This window comes from Streptomyces sp. JLBG701, from assembly GCF_058544905.1.
Genome location: NZ_CM178588.1, coordinates 8,217,522 through 8,229,845 on the forward strand (window position 1 = coordinate 8,217,522; position 12,324 = coordinate 8,229,845).

The window sequence follows — 12,324 nt, forward strand, 5'->3', positions numbered from 1 at the left end:
TGCATTGGATCTCCTTGTGCTGCGAGCGGTGCGAAGTACTCCGCTGGTTAGGCGGTTCGTTGGCTGCGGCCCGGTGGGGGCTGGTCGCGCAGTTCCCCGCGCCCCCAAAAAAGCGGGCGCTGTAGCGCACCGGAATTCACCAGTTCGCTTGGTGCAGAGAGAGCCGGGCGGTCCGGGGGAGGGGTCGTCCGGGCCGCCCGGCAGTCTGAGGTGGGGGCTCAGGAAGGGCTGAACGTGAGGACTAGCTCGGGCCGGTAGTCCTCGGTGCCGACCTCGCTCGACCACAGCCACAGCGCGTCGGTGCCGGTGCTGGTCAGCGCCACCGACGACGTCGACCCGAGCAGCCCGCTCAACCCGCTTGAGCTGAGAGCCACTTCGTAGTCGGTCGACACCGCGTTCGGCGCGGCCAGCGTGCCCAGCACCGTCGAGGACAGGGCGGGACGGTTCGCGTACGTGACCCCCGTCTCGGTCCAGTCCCCGGTCACCGGCACCACGTCGAACGAGTCCGCCGACCCGGCCGTGCTGAGCGACGTGGTGCGCAGCCGCAGTACCGCGCCCGTGAGCGTCGTGCCGCTGGGTGCGGCCGGCAGCTCGAAGCGCAGATAGCCGATGTAAGCGGCGGTGCCGCGCACGGCGAGCGAGGTCGACGTGCCGTAATTGGTGCCGGTCGCCGAGCCGTTGACGTACGAGTCCTCGGTCGCGGCCAGCGTGACCGTGGACTCCTCGCCCCCGCCCCCGCCCGAACCGGTGCCGACGGCGTAGTGCGTGGCGACCTGCTCGGCGCTGAGCGCGCTCGGGTACACGGCCGTCTCGTCGACCGTGCCCGCGAAGAACGCGCTCGTCGGGTTCGACGGCCATCCGGTGAGCGTGTCCGCGCCGACCCGCCAGAAGCCGCTCGTATTGAGCGCCGTCGTCACGGTGTTGGAGCCGACCAGCACGCCGTCCACGTACAGCGCCATGCCGCCCGGGCCCTGGGACGCGGCCACATGGTGCCAGGCCCCGTCGTTGTAGGCGGCCGAGGTCAGGATGGTCGCCTGGTTCCCGGCCCGCGTGCTGCCGGTGCCGAAGCCGAGCAGGCCCGCGTCCGTCATGTAGACGAGCCGGTCGGAGTTCCGGCTGAAGTACCCCTGTGCGGAACCGACGTTGTCACCGAACCCGATGATCCGCCCACCGCTCGTCGTGGACGTCCGGATCCAGGTCTCCGCGGTGTAGGTATCCGGTCGGCTGTGCCGCTTCTCGCTGTACACGTACTCGGAGGTGCCGTTGAGCCCGAGCGCGGTACTGGAGCCCGGCACCGCGGCCGGGGTCTGCCGGTAGGACGGCGTGCTCACGTACGCGCCCGAGTCGTTCGCCCCGCTGCTGTCGGAGGCGAAGGTCCCGGAGGACTCGTCGTACCGCCAGTACAGCGACGCCCCGTCACCGCGTACGGCAGCCGCGTAGGCGTCCGCCGAACTCACCGCCGTAGCCGTACGGGCCGTCGACAGCGCACTGGTGTTGGTGCCGTCGCTCGCCGTGATCCGGTACGAATACGTCGTCCCGGCGGTCACCGAGGTGTCCGTCCACGACCACTGGGGCCGCTCCCACGGCAGCGAGTAGGCCGTCGTGGTGTAGATGGGCGTACTCGACCCGTTGCGGTAGATCGCGTAGGTGAGGTTGCCGTCGTCCAGGTCCTGGCTCGCCTGCCAGCGCACGTTGACACTGCCGGGGGAGTCGGCGGACGCCCACACCGCCGGAGCGCTCGGGGCACCCGTGTCGGTGGTGCCGAACCGGGTCAGGCTCTGCTGGGCCGAACCGTTGACGGTGGTGAACTCGCCCGCCGCCCACAGGAATTCGGAGCTGCCGCTGGAGGCTAGGGTCAGCGCGCGCGGGCCGAGCTGTTCGCCGGTGCCCTCGTTGGTGTCGGGGGCCCAGGCAAGCAGCGCCGGGTCATTGACGCTCTGCGCCAGGAAGTGCTTGCGCTCGACGTTGGGGTACTCGCCCATCGAGGAGCAGTCGTGGGAGTGGTTCCCGCTGTACAGCACCGTCTGGTACACCGCGAGCGCCTGATTGGCGCCCTGGCAGGTGTCCCGCCAGCGCTGCTCCCAGTCGTCGGTGTCGATGGCGAGCCGCCCGTCGAAGGAGGCGCCGCCCATGCCCTCGCCGGCCGCGTACACGCCCGTGCCGTCCGTCACCAGGTCCTTGATGACGGCCGTGGCGGGGATGAACCCGATCGGGTAGGTGTGCTCCAGGGCGCCGGTCGCGGTGTCCACCACGGCCAGGGAGTGCGAGTCCGTGCCCGCGACGGTGGTGAAGTCACCGGCCAGCACGACGTGTTGACCGTCCTCGGTGACCTCGACCGCCCGCCCCGACAGATCCGCGTCCGCAGTCCACGAGGTGAGCGCCCCGGCCGGGGTCAGCGCGGCGAACCGCTGCCGGGCGGTGCCGCGTACGGTCGTGAAGTCGCCGCCCACGTAGACCGTGCCGTCGGGCGCCACGTCCAGGGCGCGCACGGTCGAGTTGAAGGCGGGGTTGAAGGCGGACCGGGCCGTGCAGGTGTCGATGTCGATCGCCGCGAGGCCGTTGACCGCGACGCCGCTCACGGCGGTGAAGTAGCCGCCCGCGTAAAGGGTTTCACCGTCGGGGGAGACCGCCAGCGCGCGCACCGTGGCGGTGCCGGAGGTGCGGGTGAAGGACAGGGAACAGCTCGTCGGGGCGCCGGTCGCCGCGTTGAACGCCGCGAAGTTCACGGCCGACTGCGTGCCGGTGCCGCCGGAGGCGACCCCCGGCGGCCGGATGGTGGAGAAGGTGCCGCCCGCGAAGACCGTGGAGCCGCTCTCGGCGAGCGCCCACACGATCCCGTTGGTCTGCCAGGTGTCCAGGTCGTCCGCGCTGAACGCGACCGGGGAGGTGACCGCGGCGGCCGACGGTGCCGTGACCGTCGTACCGCCCAACAGGCCCGCTGTCAGGGCGAGTACGGACAGCAGTGCCCGTCTCATCTGTCCACCCTGACCGCCGTACCGGCCATCTCGTTGTCCAGGCTGGCCACATCGGCGTCCACCATGATGCGGGCCAGCTCCTGCACCTTCACCGACGGCTTCCAGCCGAGCAGCTCCTCCGCCTTGGAGGCGTCCCCGATCAGCGCGTCGACCTCGCTGGGCCGCTCGTACTTGGGGTCGTAGCGCACGAACTCGGCCCAGTCCAGGCCGACATGACTGAACGCCACCTCAAGGAACTGCCGTACGGACGCGGCCTCACCGGTGGCGACCACGTAGTCGTCCGGCTGGTCCCGCTGGAGCATCCGCCACATCGCCTCGACGTACTCGGGCGCGTATCCCCAGTCGCGCACCGCGTCGAGGTTGCCGAGGTAGAGACGGTCCTGGAGACCCGCCTGGATGCGGGCGACGGCACGGGTGATCTTGCGGGTCACGAAGGTCTCGCCGCGGCGCGGGGACTCGTGGTTGAAGAGGATGCCGTTGACCGCGAACATGTCGTACGCCTCGCGGTAGTTGACGGTCGTCCAGTAGCCGAAGACCTTGGCGCAACCGTACGGGCTGCGCGGATGGAACGGCGTCTTCTCGTTCTGCGGCGGCGGTGTGGAACCGAACATCTCCGACGACGAGGCCTGGTAGAGCCGGGTGTGGATGCCGCTCGCCCGGACCGCCTCCAGCAGCCTGACCGCGCTCAGCCCGGTGACGTCGCCCGTGTACAGGGGCGCGTCGAAGGAGACCCGGACGTGCGACTGCGCGCCGAGGTTGTATACCTCGTCGGGCCTGATGTCACGCAGCAGGTTCACCAGCGCCACCCCGTCCGAGAGGTCGGCGTGGTGCAGGATGAACGAGCGTTCCGGCTGGTCGGGCCCCTGGTAGATGTGGTCGATCCGCTCGGTGTTGAAACTCGACGACCTGCGTATCAGGCCGTGCACGGTGTAGCCCTTGCCCAGCAACAGCTCCGCCAGATACGAGCCGTCCTGACCGGTCACTCCGGTGATGAGTGCCGACTTGCCCATCCGTACCCCCTCCGTCACGGCCAACAGGCCGCACTTTCATGTGAATTGACCCAGATTTCCATGGAACGTTCCCTGAGGGCCGCCGTCGCTGGCACAATCCGCGCCATGACTGCTGACGCTTCGCCCCAGCCCGACCCCACGTCCCCCCTGCTTCCGCGCCCGGCCCGCGTGTTCGTCGCGGGCCATCGCGGCCTGGTCGGTTCCGCGGTGGTACGACGGCTGGAGGCCGACGGACACGAGGTACTGACCCGCGGTCGGGACCAGCTCGATCTGCGCGACTCCGCACGGACCGAGGCCTTCCTTCGCGACGCCCACCCGGACGCCGTCGTGCTGGCCGCCGCCAAGGTCGGCGGGATCATGGCCAACAGCACCTATCCGGTGCAGTTCCTGGAGGACAACCTGCGGATCCAGCTGAGCGTCATCGCCGGCGCGCACACCGCCGGCGTCGAGCGCCTGCTGTTCCTCGGCTCGTCCTGCATCTACCCGAAGCTCGCCGAGCAGCCGATCCGCGAGGACTCCCTGCTCACCGGCGCACTGGAGCCGACCAACGAGGCCTACGCCATCGCCAAGATCGCCGGCATCACCCAGGTTCAGTCGTACCGCCGCCAGTACGGCGCCGCGTACATCAGCGCCATGCCGACCAACCTCTACGGCCCCGGCGACAACTTCGACCTGGCCACCTCCCACGTCCTCCCCGCCCTGATCCGCCGCTTCCACGAGGCCCGCGAGACCGGCGCCCCCGAGGTGGTCCTCTGGGGCACGGGCACCCCCCGCCGGGAGTTCCTGCACGTGGACGACGTGGCAGCGGCCTGCACCCTGCTCCTGGCCCGCTACGACGACGAGGGCCCGGTCAACATCGGCTGCGGCGAAGATCTCCCGATCGCCGAACTGGCCGCGTTGATCCGGGAGGTGACGGAGTATCAAGGCGAGATCGTCTGGGACACGACGAAGCCCGACGGCACCCCGCGCAAACTCCTGGACGTCTCCAGACTCACAGCGCTCGGCTTCAAGCAGTCGGTGGAACTGCGAGACGGCATCAGGTCGACATACGAGTGGTGGCTCGCCCAGCACTGAACGAGAAACGGTTCGGCCGCGCCCCTCAGGGGCGCGGGGCCGTGTCGATATGCGGCTCCGCCGCGGGGCGCGACCAGCCACAACGAACCCGCAGCCAAGCAACAACCTCACCTGGCCGCCCTCAATACGCCCCGCGCCCGTCGACGACGGCGCGCAGGGTACGGGTCATGATCTCCACATCGGCGCCGACAGACCAGTTGTCCACGTACCACAGATCCAGCGCCACGGTCTCGTCCCACGACAGATCGGAACGCCCACTGACCTGCCACAACCCGGTCATCCCCGGCTTGACGGCAAGCCGCCGGTGCTCGGTACGGCTGTAACGAGCCACCTCATCCGGCAACGGCGGCCGCGGCCCTATCAGGGACATGTCACCACGAAGCACGTTGAAGAGCTGCGGCAACTCGTCCAGGGACAGCCGCCGCAACATGGCCCCGAGCCGCGTAACCCGAGGATCGCGCCGCATCTTGAACATGTGCCCGTCGTGCTGGTTGGCCCCCGCCCGATCAAGCTCGTCCCGCCGGGCCTCCGCGTCGACGACCATCGTGCGGAACTTCCACATGGTGAACGGCTCCCCGCCCAGCCCGCACCGGGTCTGCCGATGAAAGACCGGCCCCGGCGAAGTGCAGCGCACCGACAGCGCCAGCACCCCGAACACCGGTGCCAGCAGGGCGAGTCCGATCGCGGCCCCCGCCCGGTCGAGCAGCGACTTCAGCCACGGCTGCCCGAACTCCTGTGCAGGCGGCGCGACCTGAAGCATCGTCAACCCGGCGGCGGAGGTGGGCCGCACGCGCCCTTCCATGACCTCGGTCAGCCCCGGCACCACGGCGAGTTGCAGCCCGGCCCCGTGCAGCGCCCACGACACCTGTCGCAGCCGGTCGCCGGTCATCCGCAGCCCCGGCACCACCAGCGCGACGTCCGCCCCGAAGGCCTCCACGGCCCGCAGCACGACCTCGCTGTCCTGGGTGTGGTCCGAGGGGAAGGCCCCCAGCCGCTCGTCGACCGGCATGCCGCACCCCAGGGCCTGGAAACCGATCGGCACCACTCCCACCACCACATACGCGTGATCCGTACGGGAGGCCAGCCGCCCCACCACCTGGTCAACTGCCGCCGGTTCACCCACCACCAGCGCCCTACGCACCGAACGGGCCTCACGCCGCTGCCTGTTGAGATGCAGCCGGGTCATCGGCCCCACCGTCGCCGCCATGGCGAGCCCCGGCGTCAACGAGGCCAGGGCGAGGGTCGGTTGGGGTCCGTCGTCCACATCGGAGAGGATCAGCGCCAGCGCCAGGACCCCGGCCAAGAGCACCCAGTCCCGCACCGCGGCCAGCACGCCCCACGACTCCCCGAGCCGCTGGTCCGCGTACCGCCGCCGTAAGGCCCGGATGGCCGCCCACACCCCGGCGCCCACCAGCCCGCCGACGACCGGAACGTTCTGCCCTTCCGCCTCCAGCGCCGCCGCGAGCGGAACCCCGATCCCGCAGGCATCGGTCACGACCGCGAGCGGCCGGTACCAGCGGGCCTTCCCGTCGCCTGTCCGCACCTTGGGTCTGGCACGTACAGGCTTCCGTCTCGCGGCCCCGATCTCCCCGGAGGTCTCCTGCGCCTCCTGTGCGTCCTCGGTCTCCTGCGCCCCCGGTTCCCCGGCGGACTCGGACACGTCGACATCCCGCATGTGCCCCCCAGCCATACGTCAACGCTCAGCGCCGCATCCGCCCCCCAGGGCTCCCCAAATTCAGATGCGAGCAAGTGATCGAGAACGTTAGGACACAAGTACGTTCGTTGGCTGCCGTTTTCGAAGAATTCACAGAAATCCGGTGAAGGTGTTGATGACGGGCCTTCACGTCACGACCACGTGATGCCCATGGAAACCAGGCGGAAACAGTCGGGGGTCGGGCAGTGAACCGCGCGCCAGGGGTGGTGGGCTCGCCCGGTATCGGGTACATACGATCCAGTAGCACCGATCAGTAACGTAAGGCCCCCAAGATCCCCGATCGCGGCGAGGTGAGCCTCATGTCCGCACCAACCACCCCACCTACACGCCCCACCGTCACCGAACGTGAGGCACGCCAGGTGGCGGAGGCGGCCCGGGAGCAGGACTGGCGCAAGCCCAGCTTCGCCAAGGAGCTGTTCCTCGGCCGCTTCCGGCTCGACCTCATCCACCCCCACCCCCTCCCGGCCGACGAGGACGCCCGGCGCGGCGAGGAGTTCCTCGCCAGGCTGCACGACTTCTGCGAGACGAAGATCGACGCGGCCCGCATCGAGCGCGACGCCCAGATCCCCGACGAGGTCATCAGCGGCCTCAAGGAACTCGGCGCCCTCGGCATGAAGATCGACACCAAGTACGGCGGCCTCGGGCTGACGCAGGTCTACTACAACAAGGCCCTCGCCCTGGTCGGCTCCGCGAACCCGGCGCTGGGCGCCCTGCTCTCCGCCCATCAGTCGATCGGCGTACCGCAGCCCCTGAAACTTTTCGGTACGCAGGAGCAAAAGGACAGGTTCCTGCCCCGCCTCGCCAGCACGGACATCTCGGCGTTCCTGTTGACCGAGCCGGACGTCGGCTCGGACCCCGCCCGTCTGGCCACGAGCGCCGTCCCGGACGGGGACGACTACATCCTCGACGGGGTCAAGCTGTGGACGACGAACGGCGTCGTCGCCGACCTCCTCGTCGTCATGGCACGCGTGCCCAAGTCCGAGAGCGGCAAGGGCGGCATCACCGCCTTCGTCGTCGAGGCCGCCTCCGAGGGCGTCACGGTCGAGAACCGCAACGCCTTCATGGGCCTGCGCGGCCTGGAGAACGGCGTCACCCGCTTCCACCAGGTCCGCGTCCCCGCCGCGAACCGCATCGGCCCCGAGGGCGCGGGCCTCAAGATCGCCCTGACCACGCTGAACACCGGCCGGCTGTCGCTGCCGGCGATGTGCGTGGGCGCCGGCAAGTGGTGCCTGAAGATCGCCCGCGAGTGGTCGGGCGTGCGCGAGCAGTGGGGCAAGCCGGTGGCGCTCCACGAGGCGGTCGGCGCGAAGATCAGCTTCATCGCCGCGACGACCTTCGCCCTGGAAGCCGTACTGGACCTCTCCTCCCAGATGGCCGACGAGGACCGCAACGACATCCGCATCGAAGCCGCCCTCGCCAAGCTCTACGGCTCCGAGATGGCATGCCTGATGGCCGACGAACTGGTCCAGATCCGCGGCGGCCGGGGCTTCGAGACGGCGGAGTCGCTGGCTGCCCGAGGTGAACGCGCGGTCCCGGCGGAACAGGTCCTGCGCGACCTCCGTATCAACCGCATCTTCGAAGGCTCGACGGAGATCATGCACCTGCTGATCGCCCGAGAGGCGGTGGACGCCCACCTGTCGGTCGCCGGCGACCTGATCGACCCCGACAAGTCCCTTACGGACAAGGCGAAGGCGGGCGCGAGCGCGGGTGTCTTCTACGCCAAGTGGCTCCCGAAACTGGTCGCGGGCCCGGGACAACTCCCGCGTGCCTACGCCGAGTTCGACAACGGCGTAGACCTGTCACCCCACCTCCGCTACGTCGAACGGAACGCCCGCAAGCTGGCCCGCTCCACGTTCTACGCCATGTCCCGCTGGCAGGGCCGCATGGAGACCAAGCAGGGCTTCCTGGGCCGGATCGTCGACATCGGCGCGGAGCTGTTCGCGATGAGCGCGGCCTGCGTACGCGCCGAACTCCTGCGCGGCACAGGCGAGAACGGCCGCGAGGCCTACCAACTGGCCGACGCCTTCTGCCGCCAGGCCCGCGTCCGCGTCGAGGAACTCTTCGGCCGCCTGTGGTCCAACACGGACGACGTCGACCGCAAGGTCGTCAAGGGCGTTCTGGGCGGCGCCTACACATGGCTGGAGGACGGGATCGTGGACCTGTCGGGCGAGGGACCGTGGATCGCGGACGCGACCCCCGGCCCCAGCACACGGGAGAACGTGCACCGCCCGATCAGGTAGAACCGGTCAGCAGTACTTGGAGCTCGGATCCCGCGTCGTCCAGGAACAGGAGTCGGCCTTGGTGCCGCTGGCTCTGGTCAGCGTCGCCGTGTCGCTGGTGTTGTTCCACACGTACCAGCCACGGTCCTGGTACTTGTTCGTCGCGGTGTCCGAGCCCGTGCCTGTGCGGATCTTCATCGTCTTGCCCGCGCCGATCTTGACGTTGAGGAAGACGTACTTGTGGTTCGAGGCGTCTTTGAGCACCCAGTTCTTGAGCGAGACCGCCGTCGTCCTGGTGTTCTTGATCTGCACCCACTCGGCGTTGAGGCTCGTGTTGGAGCCGGTGTCCGAGCCCGGGCTGTCGAACCAGACGCGATAGATGATCACGCCTCCGGCGGCCTCGGCCGGAGTGCTGAGCAGGGTGCCGGTGAGCAGCGCCGCACCGGCGAGCGCGGGCATGGCAAGGCGTATTCGCATAGTGGAATCCCCCCAAGGATGTCGACCAGTGGCCGGTCGTCCACCGACCAGGATTGAAGTGTTATCACACGATCTTCACGCCGACTTCACAAAGGGGGATTTCACTTCATTCGGTGGCGAGAGCAGATAAGGCACCCGCACGAGGGACGCACTGTCCTCGCCGACAGCTGTTACGGCAACAATGGAGGGATGACCGACAGCCCAGCCCCTCTCGCCGACCCGCACCTCGTCTACGACCCCGTAGCACCGGACGGTCCGCGGGACGTCGTGATCCTCGGCTCCACCGGGTCGATCGGCACCCAGGCCATCGACCTCGTGCTGCGCAACCCGGACCGCTTCCGGGTCACCGGACTCTCCGCCGCGGGCGGACGGGTTGGACTCCTCGCCGAGCAGGCGCACCGGCTCCGGGCGCGGACCGTAGCGGTGGCCCGCGAGGACGCCGTACCGGCGCTGCGCGAGGCGCTCGCCGCACAGTACGGAGCGGGCGAGCCGCTCCCCGAGATCCTCGCGGGCCCGGACGCGGCCACCCAACTGGCTGCCTCGGACTGCCACACGGTCCTGAACGGCATCACCGGCTCCATCGGCCTGGCCCCGACCCTCGCCGCCCTGGAGGCGGGCCGCACCCTCGCGCTCGCCAACAAGGAGTCGCTCATCGTCGGCGGCCCGCTGGTCAAGGCGCTCGCCAAGCCGGGCCAGATCATCCCGGTCGACTCCGAGCATGCGGCCCTGTTCCAGGCGCTGGCGGCCGGCACGCGCGCGGACGTACGCAAGCTCGTCGTCACCGCCTCCGGCGGCCCCTTCCGTGGCCGTACGAAGGCGCAGCTGGCGCAGGTGACGGTCGAGGAGGCACTCGCGCACCCCACCTGGGCCATGGGCCCGGTGATCACGATCAACTCCGCGACCTTGGTCAACAAGGGCCTGGAGGTCATCGAGGCACACTTGCTGTACGACATTCCCTTCGACCGCATTGAGGTCGTCGTGCACCCGCAGTCGTATGTCCACTCGATGGTTGAATTCACGGACGGATCCACGCTCGCCCAGGCGACGCCCCCCGACATGCGGGGGCCGATCGCCATCGGCATCGGCTGGCCGGAGCGCGTCCCGGACGCGGCGCCCGCCTTCGACTGGAGCGAGGCCTCGACGTGGGAGTTCTTCCCGCTCGACAATGACGCGTTCCCGTCGGTGAACCTGGCCCGGCACGTGGGGCAGCTCGCGGGCACCGCTCCGGCGGTGTTCAATGCGGCCAACGAGGAGTGCGTGGAGGCGTTCCGTCAGGGCATGCTGCCGTTCAACGGGATCATGGAGACGGTCACGCGGGTGGTAGAGGAGCACGGCACCCCGCGCACGGGAACCTCGCTCACCGTGCCGGACGTCCTCGAAGCGGAAACCTGGGCCCGGGCCCGGGCGAGGGAACTGACAGCGCAGACGACAGCGACCGCGGAGGCTCGTGCATGACGTCCCTGATGATGATCCTCGGCATAGTCGTGTTCGCGGTGGGCCTGCTGGTCTCGATCGCCTGGCACGAGCTGGGGCATCTGTCCACGGCCAAGCTCTTCGGGATCCGGGTGCCGCAGTACATGGTCGGCTTCGGCCCGACCATCTGGTCGCGCCAGAAAGGCGACACGGAGTACGGCGTGAAGGCCATCCCGTTCGGCGGCTACATCCGCATGATCGGCATGTTCCCGCCCGGCCCCGACGGCCGCCTGGAGGCCCGCTCCACCTCGCCCTGGCGCGGCATGGTCGAGGACGCCCGCTCGGCGGCCTTCGAGGAACTGCGCCCGGGTGACGAGAACCGCCTCTTCTACACCCGCAAGCCGTGGAAGCGCGTCATCGTCATGTTCGCCGGCCCGTTCATGAACCTGATCCTGGCGGTGGCGCTGTTCCTCATCGTCCTGATGGGCTTCGGCATCTCGCAGCAGACCACCAGCGTCAGCTCCGTCTCCCAGTGCGTCATCTCGCAGACCGAGAACCGCGACAAGTGCAAGGACTCCGACCCGGCCTCCCCGGCCGCGGCTGCGGGCCTGAAGGCGGGCGACAAGATCGTCTCCTTCAACGGGGTCGCGACGGAAAACTGGAACACCCTCTCCGACCTCATCCGCGCCAACCCCGGCAAGACGGTCCCGATAGTCGTGGACCGGGACGGCGAGCAGAAGACCCTTGAGGCGACCATCGCCACGAACAAGGTCGCCAAGAAGGACTCCAGCGGTCAGATCGTCCAGGGCGAGTACGTCACCGCGGGCTTCCTCGGCTTCAGTGCGGCCACCGGCATCGTCCGCCAGGACTTCGGTGACTCCCTGACCTGGATGGGCGACCGCATGGGCGAGGCCGTCGACTCGATCGCGAACCTCCCGAGCAAGATCCCCGCCCTGTGGAACGCCGCGTTCGACGGCGCCGAGCGCGAATCGGACTCCCCGATGGGCGTGGTGGGCGCGGCCCGAGTAGGCGGCGAGATCTTCACCCTGGACATCCCGCCCACCCAGCAACTGGCGATGGCACTGATGCTGGTAGCAGGCTTCAACCTGTCGCTCTTCCTCTTCAACATGCTCCCGCTACTGCCCCTGGACGGCGGACACATCGCGGGCGCCCTGTGGGAGTCGCTGCGCCGCAACCTGGCGAAGGTGCTCCGCCGCCCGGACCCGGGCCCGTTCGACGTGGCGAAGCTGATGCCGGTGGCCTATGTGGTGGCCACGATCTTCATCGGCTTCACCATCCTGGTCCTGATCGCGGACGTGGTTAACCCGGTGAGAATCTCCTAGTCACCCGGATTTTGTGGCGGCCTGGCACGATCTGTGCCAGGCCGCTCACTCATGAGTGGGTTTAAGGGCGATGGGGGTCCCCCCGCCGAGTGGTTCGAG

8 protein-coding genes are annotated in these 12,324 nt (G+C 69.3%); 4 read left to right on the forward strand and 4 right to left on the reverse strand.

Annotation, left to right across the window (positions count from 1 at the left end):
* Positions 1–218: 218 nt before the first annotated feature.
* A complete protein-coding gene (locus AC5DRG_RS38015; protein WP_491804255.1) occupies positions 219–2,975 on the reverse strand; it encodes a CBM96 family carbohydrate-binding protein in 2,757 nt (918 codons plus the stop codon).
* Positions 2,972–3,985: a GDP-mannose 4,6-dehydratase gene (gmd, locus tag AC5DRG_RS38020; protein ID WP_491804257.1), complete on the reverse strand. Its 1,014-nt coding sequence runs from the start codon at positions 3,983–3,985 to the stop codon at positions 2,972–2,974. The genes AC5DRG_RS38015 and gmd overlap by 4 nt, the downstream gene beginning before the upstream one ends.
* Positions 3,986–4,090: 105 nt before the next feature.
* Between gmd and AC5DRG_RS38025 the strand changes: the two genes are divergently transcribed.
* Positions 4,091–5,059, forward strand: a complete 969-nt coding sequence (locus AC5DRG_RS38025) for a GDP-L-fucose synthase family protein (protein WP_491804258.1) — start codon at positions 4,091–4,093, stop codon at positions 5,057–5,059.
* 121 nt (positions 5,060–5,180) lie between these two features.
* Here AC5DRG_RS38025 and AC5DRG_RS38030 read toward each other — a convergent pair whose 3' ends face one another.
* Positions 5,181–6,749 carry a sugar transferase gene (locus tag AC5DRG_RS38030; RefSeq protein WP_491804259.1) on the reverse strand — a complete coding sequence of 523 codons (1,569 nt, stop codon included), beginning with the start codon at positions 6,747–6,749 and terminating at the stop codon, positions 5,181–5,183.
* 323 nt (positions 6,750–7,072) lie between these two features.
* Here AC5DRG_RS38030 and AC5DRG_RS38035 point away from each other — a divergent pair, with 323 nt between their 5' ends.
* Positions 7,073–9,013 (forward strand): acyl-CoA dehydrogenase family protein, encoded by a 1,941-nt coding sequence (locus AC5DRG_RS38035; RefSeq protein WP_491804261.1) that lies wholly within the window; start codon positions 7,073–7,075, stop codon positions 9,011–9,013.
* Between the two features lie 6 nt (positions 9,014–9,019).
* Here AC5DRG_RS38035 and AC5DRG_RS38040 read toward each other — a convergent pair whose 3' ends face one another.
* Positions 9,020–9,469, reverse strand: a complete 450-nt coding sequence (locus AC5DRG_RS38040; protein ID WP_491804263.1) for a lamin tail domain-containing protein — start codon at positions 9,467–9,469, stop codon at positions 9,020–9,022.
* A gap of 189 nt (positions 9,470–9,658) precedes the next feature.
* On the opposite strand from AC5DRG_RS38040, the gene dxr reads away from it, so the two are divergent.
* Together dxr and AC5DRG_RS38050 are read left to right on the forward strand one after the other, a co-directional pair.
* Complete coding sequence (gene dxr / locus AC5DRG_RS38045) at positions 9,659–10,924, forward strand: 1-deoxy-D-xylulose-5-phosphate reductoisomerase (RefSeq protein WP_491804265.1); 1,266 nt, start codon at positions 9,659–9,661, stop codon at positions 10,922–10,924.
* Positions 10,925–10,932: 8 nt separating this feature from the next.
* The gene (locus AC5DRG_RS38050) at positions 10,933–12,225 is read left to right on the forward strand and encodes a M50 family metallopeptidase (RefSeq protein WP_491813268.1); all 1,293 of its coding nucleotides are present in this window, start codon (positions 10,933–10,935) and stop codon (positions 12,223–12,225) included.
* Positions 12,226–12,324: the final 99 nt, after the last annotated feature.